The following is a 17,994-nucleotide window of genomic DNA, read 5'->3' on the forward strand; positions in this document are numbered from 1 at the left end:
CGCCTCACAGACCGAACGCACAGAGATAGGATTGGCGCGCGATCTCGGGGTTGTACTTCTGCTTCACCATGCCGTAAGCCTGAAGCGAAAGCGAGCGGCGCAGCGTGGCATCCTTCAACAGCGCAAGAAGCTTCTCACGCAGATCATCGGCGTCTCCGCTGCGAAACAGCATCCCCGCCTTGCCCTCGCCGGTAATTTCCCGATGCACCAGCAGGTCGCTGAAGAGACAAGGCAGCCCATGCGCCATCGCTTCAATGGTCACCATCGGCAAGCCCTCCGGTCCGAGAGATGGCATCACGAAGACGTCGGCGTCTGCGTAGTACTGCTCCGTCTCTCTCTGGAATCCGGCAAACTCCACGTTCATGCCCAACGCCATGCCCTCCAGCTCCTTGCGATATCCGCCATCGCCTAACACCGTGAGACGCACATCGGGCACGCCGCGAAGCGCTTCAATCAGTAATTGAAGCCCCTTGTACTTCTCCAATCTGCCCACATAGAGAACCCGCAGCCCACCGTTATCGCGAAGGAAGCGGTCGTAATAAGGAGGAATCTGCGCCACCCAATTGGGAATCACCGTGGTACGCTCCGCGGGAATCACCTGCTTCACCACGTCGCCGACGGATTCCGAAACACAGATCACATGCGACGCAAAGCGCACGCAAAGCTTCGAAAGCAGCCGTGGCGCATAACGCAACGGATCCTTGTACCAGGTATACAAGTCATCCTCGAAGGGACCATGCCGCGTATAGAGAGCCTCGCGCCCCAGCAATCTCGCTGGAAGAATAAAGACCGATTCCAAAAATCCGTTCGCCTGCAGCACGTCGATGCGATGACACAGGATGACATAAACGATCACAAAAAAAGCGACCAGAAAACGCAGCGGCTTCGCTGCGCCTCCGAATCGCGGAAGCAGATACACATTCACGCCGTTGTTCTTGAATCGCGCCGCCAGCTCCGGCAACACGCAGATCGCATACACCGCGGCGGAGTCGCGCAGCATCCCACTCAGGCTGATCAGGTAGGATTCCACGCCTCCCATCGATCCGCCTAAGTCGAGAAATAACAATTTTTTTTCTCTGCTGGCCATAGCATCTTCGAAGTTCTGCCTCCGGATGGGGCCCCCTTCAGGAGGTCCAAAGACACTTGATGCCGTCTCATGCACCCGCTTATGAGACAGCTCCTACAGATTGACCTCTTGTTTGAGAGTTATGTCCGGGGTCACACTCGCCGAGAATCCGCTCATCACGCCCTGGCCATGCGCGAAGCAAAGCGACGCAGCCGACAGCTTGCCCCGTCCGGCCACGATCAGCGCCCGGAAGAAGTCGTAAAGCACCAGCCCGATCCAAACCGAATAGAGCGAGTGCTTGCGCAGCACCCCTCCCATTCCACGGCCATAACCGACGGCCCTTCGCCGGGAGATGCTGCCGCTCAACATGTCCCGCCGTGGATGGCAGACATGCCACGTCCGGTCGAAGCGCCCGCGAAGCCCGCGATCCATCAATTGCAAGACGAAATCCGTCTCTTCTCCGCAGTCGAAGATGGTCCCCGATCCAGGGCCGATATTCTCATCGAATTTTGTTCCCTCGAACCGTTCGTTGCGCAGGATGAAAAGGCTGGAACAGAACGTCGTACGAAAGATATTCACCGGATGCAGATCGCACTTCGCTTGAATCCAGCGATTGCCGCTCGGAATGCCGTCCCCGTCCTCGGCGCCTACTGCAAAAATCGAATAGCCCTTAGAGTCGCGGAACCACCGATCGACATTCGCCAACAGGTCCGGCGTGTACCAGCAATCATCGTCGGGGAAAGCGATAATCTCGCCCGTCGCCCAGGAAATTCCCAGGTTGCGTGATTTCGAAAGTCCTGGAGAACACCGAATGTGCTTCCAGCCCGCCAGCGTTGGGAACTCCTCAAAAACCTCTGCTACCCGCTCGTCGTCGTTCTGATCTACAACAATCACTTCGTAATCATGAAAACTCTGCTGCACCACGGAAAACAGCAGCCGTCGAAGTTCATCTTTTCGGCCGAGCGTCGAGATAACCAGCGAAAATCGCGGCAAAATATCACCTCGTAAAAGAATCAATATCAGGGGGGAAGTCGCTGCTGAAGGGGGAATGGCGGCGATCTATTCTCGCGTCATCGCAATAATGATATCAGCAGCCCCGCCCCCCAACAGCTCGAAAGACCTGGTTGAAAGTTGAAGTGCGTCTCCAGAAAGGCAATGGAGAGCACAAGAGGAGACTTTCGTCTCTGGACATTCATGCCACGACCGCTGACGGTTTGACAGCGGAGCGCGACAGTCGTGTTGCAACGGTAAAATTCATGATGCCCAGGGCGCCGTCCGTCAGCAGGCTGGCCCAGGCCGCGCCCAGCCAGCCGTATTTAGGAATCAGCCACAGGTTTAATCCGAAATTAAATGCGGCTGCGATGCACTGGTTGGCGGTTCGATATTTTTGCAGCCCCGCGCCGGTAAGCGCCGCCCCCGTCATCTGGTGAATGCTGCGGAAGAACGGGATCAGGCACAGCCAGCGCAGCGCGCTCACGCTCTCCGAGAAGCCCTTGCCCACGATGTACGGAATGATGGGAGCGAGAAAAAACATCCCCACTGCGGAAATCACGCCCAGCCAAAGCGCCTTGGTCAACAGCGATCTTCCCAGCTTGTACGAGTGCTCGATCCCCTTCGAGCCCTCGATGAAGAAGCGCGGCATCGCTGCGTCGCGAATGGAGAAGATTGGAATCGTCGCGATCTCCACCACGCGATAGGCCATGGCATAAATGCCGTTCGCCTCATTCATCCCGTAGTGGCTCAACATCGTCTTGTCGAGATCGTTATAAGCCGAGGATGTCGACTGCGAGAACGAGTACTGCAGGCCTTCTGCAGCATGCTTGCGGATCAGCCCCGGCGCAAACTTCGGAAGTCCCAGCTTGATCGTCACCGTGGCGACCGCCACGATCGCCCCGGCCAGCGACACGAATAACGATGCGATCACCCACTGCCGCGCCGTCGCATGGTGCAGAACAAAGACCATGATGAACGCCGTGATCAGCCGGAGCACATTGGTCAGCAGGTTCATCATGGCGGTAACGCGCAGCTGCTCGAAGGCTTGAAAGACGCGTCCCGCGGCAAATGCGATCTGGGTGCTGAAACACACCCCGATCGCGGACGGAAACACGATCGCTGCACTCTCAGGATTCAGGATGAACCGACCCAGAAAGTGAAGCAGCAGCGACAGAACCATGCTCAATGTGCAGATAAAGATCAGCACATTGCCCCAATATGTCTGGAAGTTTTCCCGCTTGCCGCTCACGTAGCGAAGAAAGACCGTGTCCGATCCGAGCGAGCTGTACTGCGCGACCAGAGACACGAATGCGAACGTGCCGGCGTAGATGCCGTACTGCGAAGTTCCCAGTAGCCGCGCCAGAAGTACAAAGTAAAGGGTTTGGGAAAGAAACCCCAGCCCTTGTCCGAGCAGCATCCAGCCCGTGTTCCGAGCCAGAGAGCTCGCCTTCAGCTTCTCCAGCTGTTCATCGATGAATCTCTTCATGCCTGGGACGCCGTTCGGAGGCGTTTCGCCTGCAGGGCCAGGCCTGCATCAGCCAGTATCAGCATTGGCCATTCCAGGGAGTGCGGAAGCATGAACTTATCTCCGTCCAAAACCGCCATCAAGGCCATGAAGATGATCGTCGAGTACCAAAGGATATGCTCCGGCGTATCGGAGCGGTAGCAGCGGATGACGTTTCTGCAGGCACGGAAGAGAATAGCGGCAAGAATCAAAAGCCCGACCAGACCCACTTCCAGGCAAAGCTGCAGGATGCCGTTCTCGGCATTGTTCAGTCCCGGATCGTTGGTCGCCATGGCCAGGTGAATCACCTCGCCCTTGAAGCCGATCCAGAAAGCCTGGTAGCCATAGCCGATCCATGGCCTTTTCAGGATCGAAAGAAACACTGCGTGCCAGATGATGGTGCGCCCGCTCAGCGTGGCCTCTTTCCCCATCAGGGCGAGAAGCTCAAATCGAAACGTGTATACCAGCCACGCGGTGCAGGCGATGCCCGCCGGCAGGAACAACACCACCATCAGCCGCTCGATGCGCTTCACGCGCCGCAGCGACTTGGCCAGGTAGACGAAGGTGAGGCAGCCGATCAGCATCAGCCAGCCGGTGCGTGCCGTGGTGGCCAACACCAACGCCACCCCCAGCCCCAGATAGGCAAAGCGTTTGAAAGTAGCCGACAGCCCTCGGAATTGGTAGTAGAACGCCGGAATCATCAGGCCGATTGTGACCATCGCGCAGATGTTCTTTTGCGGATAGATGCCCTCCAGCCCGATCATGGCGTTCTTATGGTCCACACCGGCGCTGGGCATGACTGCAGTCACCAGGAAGCTACCCAAAGTCGCGAGCACTCCCACCAGCATCATGATCTGCATCTGCTGCCGGGGCTTGAATCGAACCCCCATATACAGCGCGAAGATCGCCCCCAGCAAAGGAAATATCGCGAAGATGATCGTCCTCTTCGGCTCCTGAGACCAGGCCACCGACATCAGCGCCCAGATGGGCAACATCAGGGACAGTTTGTTATTCCAGCAGGCTCTGGCCACCTGCCGCCAGAAAGGGACAATCGCCAGGCAGATGATTCCGTAGCAGGCCAACAGCTCGGCCGAATGCGCAGCCGACCCATTTCCTGAATCCGGACTCACCAGCGATCCGTACATCCCCGTCTCACTGTTGTTCCCGCTTGCGTACTGAAAGGAAAAAGCTCCGCGAACCGCAAAGAACAGCAGCGGAAACATCAGCGCCCAGGTCACCACCAGCCTGTACGCCGATGTCTCACCTCTGGTCCGAGCCGAACCTTCCGGTTGCGCCCAGGGCGCGAACTGTGGAGCTGTAATGGTAGCCAAAACCAACCTCTTCGAAAAAAATTGCAGCGACGCTTGCTAGGCGAACAAGTCCCTCTATAAGAGCTGAGAGATCACAACGTCCCTGATGCGCGGGCTCCCGAATCTATTGCTTCTAAGCGACAGCCGAACCGCGGCGAATCGAAAATCAGAATGCGTAGACAGCAGCACCGGTTGCAGCTGCGGCAATACCCACCGCTCCCAGCGCTGCGTTCTTGCCGAAGCTGAACGGGACGTAGAGAATGTCGTTCGCCTGCAGCGCCTCATCCGGCTTCTTGCCCTTCTGCATATCTCCCAAAGGCAGCTTGATGTCCTGCAGCTTGCCGTCCGGCCCTTTGCGAACCAGCCGTGCATGCCCCAGCGCGGCTGTCTTGTTTGCTCCGCCGGCCAGTGACATCAGCTGCAGAACGGTGAGATGAGAGTCATTGTTGATGACCGGGAATCCGCCCGGACGCAGCAGGTCTCCAAGTGCGAAGACCATCTCCGCACGCGCCACACGCAGCGTATCGCCGGGATACACCATGGTGTCGCGGCGCCGCAGCGCGTCTGCGTTGCTCGGCTTCACACCCGCAGCCACCGAGTCCGGAATCACCGTCGGCATATTCGAGGAGTAGTAGGTGATCATCTCGCCCGTGCCGTTGCGCTGAATGACGACATTGCGATCCGCATCCGGCATCAGTCCGCCCGCCAGAGCCAGAGCCTCGGCCACTGTCTTCGGAGCTGTGACCGCATAAGCGCCGGGCAGCCGCACTTCGCCGAGAATCGAAATATTCTGCGCCGCATACTGCTCGACCGTGACCGAAATCCGCGGATCCACCAGGTAATGCTCGTTCAGCATGTACCGGCCAATGACCTCCGCCGCTTTCTCCGGAGTCATGCCCGCGATCTTGACGTTGCCGCCCATAATCAGCGGATACTCTCCCGCGTCGGTGACACGCGAATGCTGTTCGAGCTCGGGCGCTTCCAGCACCGTGACGTGAACCATATCGCCAGGCGCGATTAGCAGGCTCTCTTGCGCCGTCAATCGCAGCCCGCCAAACGCCAGCAGGCAAATCAAACAAAGAGCAGCGATATTATGCAGTTTCATTCACATTCTCCATGTAGTAATGAGCCGTCTTTTGCCCGTAATAGCTGTAGTACGCGTCCGAGTTCATCGTGACGCCGTTGAGCACGATGCCTATCTGCGAACGCGGAGTGCGCGTCAGCAGAGTCTGATAAGCCCGCTTGAGTGAGGCCTGCGGCGTCACTCCATGCCTGGCCACCAGCAGCGTCGAATCCGCCAACTCGCACAGGATCAGCGCATCGACCACCGGCAGCACCGGCGGAGTATCGATCAGGATCAGATCGAACTGCGTCCGCAATTCCGAGATCAACTTACCCATCTTGGCCGAGCTGAGCAGCTCCGAAGGATTGTTTGGCACCGGCCCCGCGGGCAGAACGAACAGGTTCGCCATGCCATCCACCTGAACGATGCTTGCTGCCGCATCTTCGCCCGAAAGCAGCTGGCTCAAGCCGTGCTTGCCCGAGAACTCCACTCCCTTTTGATCCGCCGGCCTGCGCAGATCGGCGTCCAGCAGCAGAACGCGCTTGCCCTGCTGGGCCACGCTCACCGCCAGATTCTTCACTGTCAGGCTCTTCCCTTCTTCAGGACTCGCAGAGGTCACCACCACCACGCGTGGCGGCTCAGCCGTGCTTCTCGCCGGCACCAGCGTCGCGCGCAGTCCGCGCACCGCTTCGCTGTATGCCGAGCGCGGAGCATCGAGCGTGCGCACCTGGCGCAGGCTGTCCAGCTCGTTGCGATCCTTGCCGTACTTGGGAAGAATCCCCACCAGCGGCGCACCCAGCAAACGCTCGACCTGCTCGATGGTCTGAATCCGGTGATCGACCGCTTCGGCGACCAGTGTGCCCGCAAATCCCAGCAGCAATCCAGCAGCAGCCGCGATCGCCATGTACAGCGGCACATTCGGCTTCTTCGGCTTGGCGGGAACGCGCCCCGGATCGACGACCGTGATATCGGAAGCCTTCAATCCCTGCAGCACGCCAGCCTCTTTCAGCTTGCGCAGCAGGTCTTCGTACAGGTTCCGGCTCTGCGTCGCCTCTTCGCGAAGGATCGAATAGTCGATCGTCTTATCCTTCAACTGATCGGCCGCTCTGCGATTCGCCTCATACCGCGCCCGCACCTCGTTTTCCGTCTGCTGCGCGACATCGTAATCGGTCTTCGCGCGCTCTGAAACGCGGGTTACTTCGTCTGCAATCGATTGGTTGGTCTTGTCCAGCGAGGCGCGTAGTTCAGCCATTCTCGGATAAGCCGGCCCGTAATGCTTTTCGGCGCTCGCAATCTCCGTCTCCAGCGTGGACTGTTGCAGACGTAAATTCTGGATCAGGTTCAAGGCGGTGTTCACCGCCGGACCAGTTCCCGCCGCCGAGTTGCCGCTCAGCTCCGAGATCAGCTCCGCATTGCCGCTCTTGACTGCTTTGTAAACCGCTTCTTTCAGGATGCGATTGGAGTCCGCAGCGGAGAGCGCCGCCGTCGACTGCTGCAGCTGATCCAGTACGTCGGAGTAAACCTGCTCCCTGCCCTGATTGTCCGTGCCGTAGCTGAAGATGCCCGTCTGCTTCTGCAGCGCGGCCAGCTTCTCCTGCTCGTCTTCACTCTGCTTGCGAAGATCAGCCAGCTGTCCGGTCAGCCAGCCCGCCGCCTCCGACGTCGAAGCCATCTTGGTCTGGAAGGTGTAATCGGTCAGTCCGCGGATAAGATGGTTGACCACCGTCGCTGCGACCTTGGGATCGGAGCTGGTGTAGTCGATCTCAATCAGTCGCGTGCCGGGAAGAACCTTGACGTCTAGATTTTTTTCAAAGGTATGAATGGCGCGAGTGCGGCGGGTCGGTGAATCTTCAAGCGAAAGCCCCGCCGGCTCAGGCGCATCCTTGGACGCAAACAATCCCAGGACTGCGCCGATGGGATTGAAATGCGGCTGGAAGTCGCGTGAGTGCTCCAGGTCCAGATCGTTGATCACGCGCAAGGCCAGCGTGTCCGAGGTTAGAATCCCGGCCTGCGTCTCCAGGTTGATGTTTGCCGCCAAAGCGTCGTCCGCTGCCGCGGCCGCTCCCGGAGCTCCATCGATATCCGCCATGTTGAGTCCCGCTGCGCTCTCTTTCTGCAGCTGAACGATGCCGCTCGCCTGATAACGCCGGGTAGTCACGGCGCAATAAATCGCGGCCAGCAGAACTACCGTTCCGAGGATCGCAAACCCGACGCGGCTGCGGCGGCGAACGACCTTCCAAATATCGTTGACCGTTAACCCGGCTTCCACCGAGGGCGGAGCTTCGAGAAGATAGCTATTCATGGTTTGAATTCCTTACCGCAAAAAATTTAGGTACCACATGAGACATGACACCTGCGGAGCAAAAGCGCAGGGTGTCGGTGCTCGACCGGCCTGAGTAGCGTTCTGACACTCGATCGTTCCTGACGATGTCCGCGGTTTCGAGCTGGTAGCCGCGTAAGAGAAATGGGGGGGAAACCGCTTCTTATCGATTGCTTTGTATTCCCCGTATGCGCTCGTGCAAGGCGATTACGGTCTGTTGCCGTTTCTATACTTCAAGTTTCGATACTTTAAGACCCGGTTCTTCACTGCCGTAGAACATGACGAAAACGACGGATGCTACTTGCGTCCAGTAATCCACCTCGCCGCGCGGTACAGTGCGGGGGGCATGATCTCCGCAGCAGCGCGTTTATAAAGAGGGTCTTTCTTCAAATAAAAACTGGGAACATAGATCGAGCTGTGCGGGATCATCGCCGAATCCGGCACCGTGTGGTAGTACGTGGCGAAGGAGACTCGTGCGCGCTCCTGGTTCAGCACCGGGCGAACGCCGTGAAAGTTCTCGTCGGTCACTTCGAAGATGATCGTGCGGTTGAAGATCGGCTCCACCACTGCCTCGCAATGTGTGCCCTTGGTATCCCACAACTCCAGCTGGCCGCCGTACTCGTGCTTCCAATCCTTGTTCAGATACACCAGCATCGCCAGGCGGCGCTTCAGGCCGGTTACCTGATCGATATTGCGGTCGGCGTGAACATCGAACTTCCCGCCCGAAGGCACCACGTGGTATCCCGCGCCACCCATATAAGGATCGGGAAGAAGAGCCCAGACGCCCGTGATCTCGGTGATCAGGTACAGGAACTTCGCAGAGTTCAAGAACGCAGTGAATTGATAGCCCGCTTCGCCCAGTTCGACCGCCGAACGCAGATTCGACTTGGTGGTTCGCGCCGTCCGGTCGTGAACCCAGCGTTCGTTCGACATGGAGGGAATCTCCTCCAGAACCTCGTTCAACATCTCGTCCGGGAACATGTTGTCGATGACAATGTGCGGAAAGGGCTTCGCTTCCTTATAGGTAACGGCTAGCTCAGCGGTGCTGGCGGGAAGGGATATCTTATCCGCCAACATGGCCATTATCCCTGCTTCTTGCACTTCTGCCATAAATGCCTCTTCTTGCGCCTTGACTTGATTTTCACTTTGCTGTGAAGGGGAGCAGCCCTATCGCTTCAAAAATGGCGTACCGGGAAAACTCTCAAAGCAAACGGGGGGTTGAAAACGGTCGAGCATCGAAGATCGGTGCCCGTGCCACGCGCCTAATAGATGCGCTGTAGGGGGCGATACACACAGTGAGCGGATGCCGAAATTCAAAGCGCTCCGCGATCTTAGCGAGCGACAGAAAGAAACGCGGTAGAGTCGGGGGGACTCGCGCTCTTTTCGATTTCGGGATAGGCTTCGCCCATTTTGGCCACAAACCTAGCGGACAAGCCTAGCCCCATCGCAAAACCTCTGTGCAGCAGTGTACCCTGAAAACCAAACTCTCAGTGATTGAAGCCTACCAAGGAATGCAAAAAAATGTTATACCCTTTTGGTAATCTAACCCATTTTTATTGAGGCAATTGCCTAGTATCACTTCGGTAATATCAGATTCCACCCACGGGTGACTCCAGCAAACTTTGGATGGGGTACATAAGTGGTACTGGCGCACCCATCCCGCTCACCCAAATGGTGTAGTTCATCAGCTTCCCGTAACACAAACTACCCTTAAAAATGCCGCAGCGTCTCCAGGTACGACCGCACCCCTGTCGAGATAATCTGAATGCCGATGCACACCAGGATGAACGACGACATCCGCATCACCACAATCGTCCCCGTCTTGCCCAACAGACGCTCCACCTTCCTGGCATAGCGGTAACAGATGTAGATCGACGCGCAGACCAGCAACACCCCCACGATGCTCGGCACCAGCACCCGCGGCGACAGAAACGCGATCTCGCTGCGGTCTGACATCAGATGCGCTCCCAGCGTAATTGCCACCGAGATCGACCCGGGCCCTACCGTAATGGGCAGTGTGAATGGGTAGAACGCGTGATCCATGATGTTCTCACCGTTGTCTCCATCGGAGTTGGTGCGCTCCCCGGTGCGATTCAGCAGCGACCAGCCGGTGACCGTCACAATCAGTCCCCCGCCGATCTGCACCGCGTAGATCGAAATCCCAAAAAATGAGAGCACCTCCGCGCCCCACAGCATGGACACGATGAGCAGCACCAGGCTGTAAAGGGTGATCTTCTGCGCCAACGCATTTTGAACGCGATCTTCGACATTGCCAACTAGATTGCTGAAGATGGCGGCGCTCCCCAACGGGTTCACGATGGGAAAAAGCGCGGCAACGACCAGAACGCTTTCCTTCAATAAATACGCAATGTCCAGATGCAGGCTGAGCAACACAAACTCCCGGTGATCCGGTCAAGTTTATCAGCGCGCCCTGCGGAGAAGCCTCCGCTTGCCTTGAAACGCTCCAGAATAGCGTCTTGCCAGAGCAGTTCCGGAATAACTGCGATGAGGACAGTGTTATCAGACCGAGGTGCAACTCATGCAGCGTCGTTCCTTCCTCTCCCTGGCGGCTGGAGCTCTCTCGGCGGCCGCCGTCGATCCTCTCTCGGCAGCTACTTCCCAGGCAACTCTTCATCCGGTCCTATCCGGTATGGATCGCTCCGGAGAAGCCCATAATCTCGGCATTACCACCATCACCTTCAAAGTGGCCACGCAGGACTCCAACGGGGGACTCTTCGTGATCGAGCACGCGACCCGTCAAAAGGGTGGCCCCCCGCGTCACATCCATCCGTATCAGGACGAGTGGTTTTACGTAATGGAAGGAGAGTTCCTCTTCGAGATCGGCGACGATCGTCTCACGCTGGGACACGGCGATTCCATCCTGGCTCCGAGAAACCGGCCGCATGCCTGGGCCTTCGTCGGAAGTACCGGCGGCAAGATGCTCATCTCGTATACTCCAGCGGGCAAGATGGAAGCGTTCTTCCGCGATGTCAGCCGAGGCAATGCGATGCCCCCTCAAGATGCGGCGCTGTTTCGCAAGTACGATCTGGAGCTTGTTGGACCGCCGCTTTCTGTGTAACCCGCAATCAGACAGAAAGCCAAGGAGCTCAGGCGTCGCGCCGCCGCCGCGTGTTCGTTCCCGCCGATGGCACCAGAACCGAGGGAGCCTTCGGATAAAGAGTGTGCGGCCGCTGCCGAATGGTCCGCGGAGGAGCCGTCTTCGACATCTCGCAGTAGCAAAGGCACGACAGGTCGTAGGCGCAAAGGCTCTCTTCGCAGAACTCGCACACCATCAAAGAATCAGGTCCCTTGACGCGATGCTGATTCATGCACCAATAATCGCGCCGCCGAGGAAACGTAAGAATCGTCGCCGCCATAAATGAGCCTCAACATCAGTCTCATGCCAAAGGCCATAGCAGCCTGGCGACTTTTTAGTAACGAAGCAAGGACGTTACCCGAGCCGCGGCAATATTCTGGGATGCACATTTTCACGGGAGAGCGTCTCTTGAAGCGTTTTGTCGGCGGCGATCAAGATCAATCGCGGCCACGGAGAATCGGAGATCGCATGCACCCTTCAGACCGCCAGAGGATGAAATGCAAAGCCAGATTTCAGCAGTGTGAATCCGCTTCGTAACTCCGTTTTCCAGAGCTACAAGGAGGGCTGGTCACCTAAGTCGCGAAAACATCACTTAATTAATGGAGTAAGTAATAATTCTTATACAGTTAATAACTTCCACACCTACAACACTGGCAAGTGTAGGCCGGACTCTCGTATAGTAAGCATCAATGCGATTGCCAGTTACCGGTGAACTGAATGACCATGCGTGGGAAGAATTATTAAGTGCATGTCAACCCTGCATTTCTGGCGAAGATAAAACGCTAAAGCTTGATTTCTCGAGCGTCGGATGGAGCTCTCCTTCAGGATTAGTTCCTCTGGCGGCGTTGCTCAACGTTATCCGCAGCAAAGGCGTCGAAGTGGTTGTGACGCATTATCCGCCCCAGGATATCTGCTCCTATTACTGCAGGATGGATTTTTTAGAGTGCATTGGGGCTGAGACTCCGTGCCAACGGAATAGAAACAGCGGCGCCGGCAGGTTCATCGAAATTTCAGAGCTTCATAACTCAGAGATTCACGCCGATATCATCGAGCAGTTGTCCGCTTTGCTGGAGGCAGTGTCCGAGGCGAACGACATCTCGAAGAGAAGTTTTATTGATGCATGCGGGGAGCTCGTCTCCAATACGAGACATGCCTACGATCGAAAGGTCGACCCAAGGATCACCGAACGTTCCGGCGCACTGATTCAGGCCCAGTATTACCCGAGGGAATCGCAGGTTGAGTTCTGTATCTGCGACACCGGGGTCGGAATTAAAGCTTCTTTGGAAGCAACAGATACAGCCGGATACAGCTCACATGCTGAGGCTATTACTGCCGCCCTCGCACGCGGAAACCGGAACCAGGAACAGACAGGTGCAGGACTAGGGCTCGCAGCACTTGCCAGCTACATCAGGAAGAACGGCGGCAGTCTTTCAATTCGCACGGGCGATGCTCGTAAAGTATTGGAAAGAGAGAGCGTTTCTGCAAAAGAAAAACCGAAAACTTGGCCAGGAACCATTATTACGCTACGATTGAATGTTAAAAGCGATACGAACCTAAGCAAATCCTGGGAAAGGATGGCACGGTCATGACAATACACATGAAAGACTTCGGAAAGTTTCTCATTACTCGTCAGGCTGCCAAGAACCTCCTGGGATCGCTTGCGATCCATGAAATACCGGTACTCGACTTTTCATGGGTACAGGTAGCGAATCACCCGTTTATGGATGAACTGGGCAAAGGGATCGTCGCTCAGTTTCCTTCCGTAAACCTACAGTCGGTGAAGGTCGCCAACAGCAATCCATACATCGATAACTGTGTTGCGGCCGGTTTCGCGACTGCCTCCAAAGCGGCTTAAGTCAACTCACAAGCTCTAACAAAAGCCCTCTCTCGAGGGCTTTTGTTATTTGCGCTCGGCGATGCATGCAAGCACCTCCTCCAGCCGCCTAACCCTTCCGCGCCGCAGGCGGCACATAGTGAAACCGCACCAGGTAGATCTTCTCGCCCTTGCCGTGCTTCGCGACCTTAAGCAGATCGATCACCCCGAGAAATCCAGACTCCCGGGCCAGCTCCGGCGTGATATCCGGCAAGCCTATCGGTTCGATCGAGTCGATTTCGATCTCGCCTTCGTCCATGCGGTAACGCCCCCCCACCAGCACATGCGGACGCACCCATATTCGAACGCTGCACCTGATGTTTCCGCTGCGAACTCCCTCGCGAAGCCATTTGGCAAAGACCATGCCGGGATTTTATCCAACCAGCTCCCTCGCGCGGCAAAAGTACGCAGCTATTCTCCCGCCGCCAGCTGAACCGCTCGCTGCATAGAGATTGAGGCGGGAGTGAATCCCGAACCGTGAGCCGTCGTCCAGAAAACCTTCGCCCCGTCCTTCGGTCTCAGTCAGGAACAGGCGCGGCACACGAAATGAGGGCGGCAGCGACAAGAGTGCGAGCAATCTTGGAGCAAAACATGCCGGAAATTATATGGGCCCGGGAAGTGCGGTGAATATCATCTCTCCTACCTGTATCCTTCCCCAGCCGCCGGCAATGGTACGATGACGATGCTATAGAGTTAACGATTTAAATCGTATTGAATCGGTACATTCCCCAACAGCCCAATCGAACTGCATTGCCGCAGTCCGCAAAAGGGTCGGCTTCGTCGGAGGCTATTGTGATGCCTGTATTCTGGCGCTATCTACGCGTGCCATCCAGAATTTCTCTCTCCCCTCTCTTCGCTTTCCTCGCCGCGATCCTGATCTTTGCGCCATCCGGCATCCGGGCTCAGGTGCAGTCCAGTCTGCCCGGAGTCGTGACCGATCCATCCGCTGGAGCCGCCACAAAAGTTTCGGCCGCAAAAGCCGTGGTCACGGTCACAGATAAAGGCACGCGCCAGGCAGCGCCGGAAACGGCCACCCCCGAAAAAATCGGCCACGAAAAAACCGAGGTAGAAAAGACCAGTCTCACTGGCGCATACAAGTTCTCGCTGCTGCCTCCCGGCGATTACCGCGTGCAGCTTGCAGCGGCCAGCTTCGACACCTCCGGCGTCGATTCGATCATCAAGAACGCCGTCGGAACCGCCGGTCTCTATCAGATCCAGGCCCGCGAACCGGCTCCGCCAGCTCCATCCACGCCCGACGCCTGCGCCAGCGGCCACGAGTTCGACACCACCGATTGCACGCTGACCTGGCACGGCATCACGGTCTACGGTGCCTATGACATCGGCGTCGGCTGGGTCAGTCACGGCTTACCGGAGAACGGCTACAACTACGAAGGCGCATCGCTGGTGAACCGCAACGGCTACGAACATCGCTTCCTCATCGCGCCCAACAACCTGCAGCAGACGGGTCTCGGCATCAGGGCCAAGGAAGGATCTCTGCACGGCTGGTCCGTTGTCTTCAATGCATCCACCGGCATCAATCCGCAGTCCGGCCTGCTCGCCAACGCATCGGCCACCCAGACCGCCAACAACGGCCTTCCCCGCAGCAGCTATTCGTACGCCATCGATGGCGCGCGCGCAGGTCAACCCTTCAATGACGAAATCTACGGCGGCGTATCGTCGGCGCAATTCGGCACGCTGACCGGCGGCCGTCAGCGCTCCCTCGGCACCGATGCGATGCTCCTTTACGATCCGGCCGCCGGCGGCTACGCCTTCTCGTACATCGGATATAACGGCACCATGGCTGGCGGCGGCGACACCGAGAACAGCCGCTGGGACAGCGCCATAAAGTATCGCCTCACCTATGGTCCGATCCATTTCGGCGCGATGTATAAATTCGCCGATGGCAATGGCGGCTGCTATTCCGGCTCCTCAACCTGGACTGCCGCCACCTGCACGCCGGAGTCGGCGCATAACAACGCCTATGGATTCGACCTCGGCGGAGACCACGGCAGGTTATCCGCCGACATCGTCTACCAGCATTACAACCAGGCGATCAGCGTATTGAACCCCTTGCTCGGGCCGCAGAGTGTCACGCAGTCCTATCAGTCCACCACCAACAGCATCAATACCAACCCCATCAACGGCATCAATCTCATCGGAACCACCAATACCGTATACGGCATCGTCACCGACAACAACGGCGTGATTGCCGCCGCCAAATATAAGTGGGATAAGTTCAAGCTCTTTGCCGGCTACGAATACATCTGGCAGAACAACCCGGCGAACCCGTTAGGCGTTGGAGCCTCCGACCAGGGCGGCTACATCATGAGCGGCGTCGAAGACAACAATCTCGATTCCGAAAAGCTCTTGCAGGTCTGGTGGACAGGCGTGAAGTACGCTTACGACCACAAAACCGACATTACATTCTCTTGGTACGGGCAGTTGCAGAACGACTTCCGCTTTCCCAAGACCTGCTCGCCCGAGGCCGGCTTCCGCAGCTCCTGCGCCGGCAGCCTCGACGAGGGATCGCTCTATATCGATCATCACTTCACCAAGCGCTTCGACGGCTTTGCCGGACTCGCCTATTCCTTCGTCACCGGAGGCCTGGCCATAGCCATCCCCCACGGCCCCGGAGTTCCCTACCTTCACAACAACAACTTCGCGCCATTAATCGGTGGCCGCTTCACCTTCTAATCGTCTTCCGCGGGGCTCAGCCAAGAGCCCCCCAGAAGTACCTCCGGGCACGCCACTGGCTTGCATCTCAGGGCGCCGCAGTTGGCTCTCGGTCCGCCGCATCGAATTTTCCGAACAATTGCCGAAAGCAAGGCTGCCGCGAGAGCAGGTGGAATTGACGAGAAGGGCGTTTCTCAGGACTGAATGATGCAGGCTGGCGAACCCTAGACTTTCACGGCTATGACGCTCCCTTGCAAGCGAACCTAGTGTCCCTAGAAGCCGTAATAGATACGCTGTCCGTTTCGCTCTTGTCCGCGTCGCAAAACGCCGTCAAATGATGTCTGCGAATACACATAAACGCCGAGGAAATCTAAAATCGCATTTCCCATGATTGGCGTAACGTATTGCTTGCCCATGAAATGCCTGCGATGGATCATCAGGATTTCGATTAGCAGATGGTGCATACAGTGGAGAGTGTTATAGAGGGGAGTATTGTGTGTCAGCCTATCCCGTGTTCCCCAGAGCGTCGGATGCATCAGCTTCGACGGAATGGTGAAGCTCATCAGGTAAAGGTGGTCAAGTCCAACCTGTTTTGCCATCTGTCGCGAATCAATCCGCGTCCACGAGGCTGGTCGCTGACTTTTACAGACTAGGCACTTCTCCTGCTTGTTTTTTTTTCGCAATTCTGCTGCTCGCCTGGAAAGACTCTCGCGTGCCTCTGGCTCCATAGAGATGCCAGTATTTTCATAAATTCCGCTCACAATCTGATCCCAGTCCACCGCATCGTAAGCGCTGAAGTCCTCGAGATACTCCGGCTTCAGATATAGATATTTGAGCGTTACGATCCGTTCAAATAGCGCGCGGAGACAGTATTGTGCTCCATGATGCGAATCTGTATGGCTGAGAGTCATGAGGTCGTTTATGTCGCGGTGGGAAGCGAACATACACCCCACAATGAGGTCTCCTAACTCATCGTCGTCTCGGACCCTTGTCCGAAGGATCAGGCGGCCCATCACCTGCAGCCATTTGTGAATGATGTCTGGATAATTCGCCCGCCATTCGATGAGTTCCGCCCAAGTCTGCGGCGTGGAAGCGGCGTTCTGTTTCGTGCCGTTTTCATTCTCCCGAGTGTCATTCTTATCTGCGCCAAGTTGCATCGCAATCCTCCATGACCAGCTGCGCGTAGGCTAGCCGCCCTTATTGTGGCGCGGCCCTTTCGTATGCATCGTGCCTATGCTCGAGTGCTGACTTCAACCCGCGACGCAACGATACGTAGCAGATGATTCGCAAGCATGACGGCCTCGATTGCTTCAGTCGGGTCCCATATCGTCACATTGCGGTGCGAATGCGGATTCTTGAATGAGCCGATAGCGCCCGCGAATAAATCAGAGCGCGATTGCCGCTCTCCCGCCTCGGTGGTCAAATCTGTAAGCTTTCCATCCTGAGCATGGAATGCCTTACGCATTAGATCAACCCCCCGAAGGCTTTCTGGTTTGCCGAGAGCCTCATGGACGGCAACCTCCACGGCCTTCATAGCCTGGAAAACCGCTGCGTCAAACTCTCCGCGCATCAATGCGCCCCACACCGTATTGGCGATTGGGGCCTGCAATACCTCTTTTCGAAGCATTCGTGCCACTGAGAATATGGCGATGGCTTGCTCATCCTGAAACTTGAGTGCCCTCCGGCTGAGCACGACCCAATCGCCAGAGTGTGCGACCGGAACGAGAAATCCTTGACCGATGAGCCAATGCCACGCTTCTGCAATAGCAAGGTCTACCTGATCTCTGCGAGATTGCGAGTAGGGGTGTGCAACGCCAGGCATGTTCGAGTCATGCCAAAGTTCCCTGTTGAGATTGCCGGCGTGAAACTTTTCCCCACTGTGACTGGCACGCTTCCTCAAAAGAAAAAGCATTTTTGCGCCAAGCACCTCAGGCTCCATGGTCAACAGTGCATCTACGTCAGGAATTGTCTGAGTCAGTTCGCGCATGAGGTATTCTCGCGCGTCAAGCGGTGGATAGGGAAGTGCCGCCGGTTGTCCGAATAATTAAGAAAATGCCATTGGACACGCCGACACAGATCAGTCACGACAAGTCGA

The 17,994-nt window shown here is 57.0% G+C and carries 16 protein-coding genes; 4 read left to right on the top strand and 12 right to left on the bottom strand.

The annotated features are described in order from the left end of the window. Positions 1 to 4: 4 nt before the first annotated feature. The 8 genes from XX99_RS10350 to XX99_RS10385 form a co-directional block, all read right to left on the bottom strand. Positions 5 to 1,087 carry a glycosyltransferase family 4 protein gene (locus tag XX99_RS10350; protein ID WP_050059245.1) on the bottom strand — a complete coding sequence of 361 codons (1,083 nt, stop codon included), beginning with the start codon at positions 1,085 to 1,087 and terminating at the stop codon, positions 5 to 7. A 93-nt stretch (positions 1,088 to 1,180) separates the two neighbouring features. Then, positions 1,181 to 2,059: a glycosyltransferase family 2 protein gene (locus tag XX99_RS10355; protein ID WP_050059246.1), complete on the bottom strand. Its 879-nt coding sequence runs from the start codon at positions 2,057 to 2,059 to the stop codon at positions 1,181 to 1,183. A gap of 199 nt (positions 2,060 to 2,258) precedes the next feature. Beyond that, a complete protein-coding gene (locus tag XX99_RS10360) occupies positions 2,259 to 3,545 on the bottom strand; it encodes a flippase (RefSeq protein WP_050059247.1) in 1,287 nt (428 codons plus the stop codon). Then, the gene (locus XX99_RS10365; protein ID WP_156185911.1) at positions 3,542 to 4,894 is read right to left on the bottom strand and encodes an O-antigen ligase family protein; all 1,353 of its coding nucleotides are present in this window, start codon (positions 4,892 to 4,894) and stop codon (positions 3,542 to 3,544) included. Before XX99_RS10365 ends, XX99_RS10360 begins: the two co-directional genes overlap by 4 nt. 145 nt (positions 4,895 to 5,039) lie before the next feature. Further along, on the bottom strand, positions 5,040 to 5,978 hold the full coding sequence (locus XX99_RS10370) for a polysaccharide biosynthesis/export family protein (RefSeq protein ID WP_050059249.1): 939 nt from the start codon (positions 5,976 to 5,978) through the stop codon (positions 5,040 to 5,042). Next, positions 5,965 to 8,238 (bottom strand): GumC family protein, encoded by a 2,274-nt coding sequence (locus tag XX99_RS10375; protein ID WP_050059250.1) that lies wholly within the window; start codon positions 8,236 to 8,238, stop codon positions 5,965 to 5,967. Before XX99_RS10375 ends, XX99_RS10370 begins: the two co-directional genes overlap by 14 nt. Positions 8,239 to 8,553: 315 nt before the next feature. Further along, positions 8,554 to 9,366, bottom strand: a complete 813-nt coding sequence (locus XX99_RS10380; protein WP_050059251.1) for a 2OG-Fe(II) oxygenase — start codon at positions 9,364 to 9,366, stop codon at positions 8,554 to 8,556. 600 nt (positions 9,367 to 9,966) lie between these two features. Next, entirely contained in the window at positions 9,967 to 10,650 is a 684-nt protein-coding gene (locus XX99_RS10385; RefSeq protein WP_082125443.1) for a MarC family protein, read from the bottom strand. Between the two features lie 145 nt (positions 10,651 to 10,795). Between XX99_RS10385 and XX99_RS10390 the strand changes: the two genes are divergently transcribed. Further along, a complete protein-coding gene (locus XX99_RS10390; protein ID WP_050059253.1) occupies positions 10,796 to 11,335 on the top strand; it encodes a cupin domain-containing protein in 540 nt (179 codons plus the stop codon). 28 nt (positions 11,336 to 11,363) lie between these two features. Here the strand turns inward: XX99_RS10390 and XX99_RS10395 are convergent, their stop codons facing one another. Next, positions 11,364 to 11,633 carry a hypothetical protein gene (locus XX99_RS10395; RefSeq protein WP_050059254.1) on the bottom strand — a complete coding sequence of 90 codons (270 nt, stop codon included), beginning with the start codon at positions 11,631 to 11,633 and terminating at the stop codon, positions 11,364 to 11,366. Between the two features lie 409 nt (positions 11,634 to 12,042). On the opposite strand from XX99_RS10395, the gene XX99_RS10405 reads away from it, so the two are divergent. Both XX99_RS10405 and XX99_RS10410 read left to right on the top strand, forming a co-directional pair. After that, complete coding sequence (locus tag XX99_RS10405) at positions 12,043 to 12,942, top strand: STAS domain-containing protein (RefSeq protein WP_156185912.1); 900 nt, start codon at positions 12,043 to 12,045, stop codon at positions 12,940 to 12,942. Next, positions 12,939 to 13,208: a hypothetical protein gene (locus tag XX99_RS10410; protein ID WP_156185913.1), complete on the top strand. Its 270-nt coding sequence runs from the start codon at positions 12,939 to 12,941 to the stop codon at positions 13,206 to 13,208. The genes XX99_RS10405 and XX99_RS10410 overlap by 4 nt, the downstream gene beginning before the upstream one ends. A gap of 88 nt (positions 13,209 to 13,296) precedes the next feature. Here the strand turns inward: XX99_RS10410 and XX99_RS10415 are convergent, their stop codons facing one another. Continuing rightward, positions 13,297 to 13,590 (bottom strand): ASCH domain-containing protein, encoded by a 294-nt coding sequence (locus XX99_RS10415; RefSeq protein WP_050059258.1) that lies wholly within the window; start codon positions 13,588 to 13,590, stop codon positions 13,297 to 13,299. Between the two features lie 431 nt (positions 13,591 to 14,021). On the opposite strand from XX99_RS10415, the gene XX99_RS10420 reads away from it, so the two are divergent. Next, complete coding sequence (locus XX99_RS10420; RefSeq protein WP_050059259.1) at positions 14,022 to 15,920, top strand: hypothetical protein; 1,899 nt, start codon at positions 14,022 to 14,024, stop codon at positions 15,918 to 15,920. 251 nt (positions 15,921 to 16,171) lie between these two features. Here XX99_RS10420 and XX99_RS10425 read toward each other — a convergent pair whose 3' ends face one another. Both XX99_RS10425 and XX99_RS10430 read right to left on the bottom strand, forming a co-directional pair. Beyond that, positions 16,172 to 17,056 carry a DUF5677 domain-containing protein gene (locus XX99_RS10425; protein WP_050059260.1) on the bottom strand — a complete coding sequence of 295 codons (885 nt, stop codon included), beginning with the start codon at positions 17,054 to 17,056 and terminating at the stop codon, positions 16,172 to 16,174. Positions 17,057 to 17,130: 74 nt separating this feature from the next. After that, positions 17,131 to 17,886, bottom strand: coding sequence for a TIGR02391 family protein (locus XX99_RS10430; protein ID WP_050059261.1), 756 nt, complete (start codon positions 17,884 to 17,886; stop codon positions 17,131 to 17,133). Between the last annotated feature and the right edge of the window lie 108 nt (positions 17,887 to 17,994).

Origin of the sequence: Silvibacterium bohemicum, assembly GCF_001006305.1 — a bacterium.
GTDB lineage: Bacteria > Acidobacteriota > Terriglobia > Terriglobales > Acidobacteriaceae > Silvibacterium > Silvibacterium bohemicum.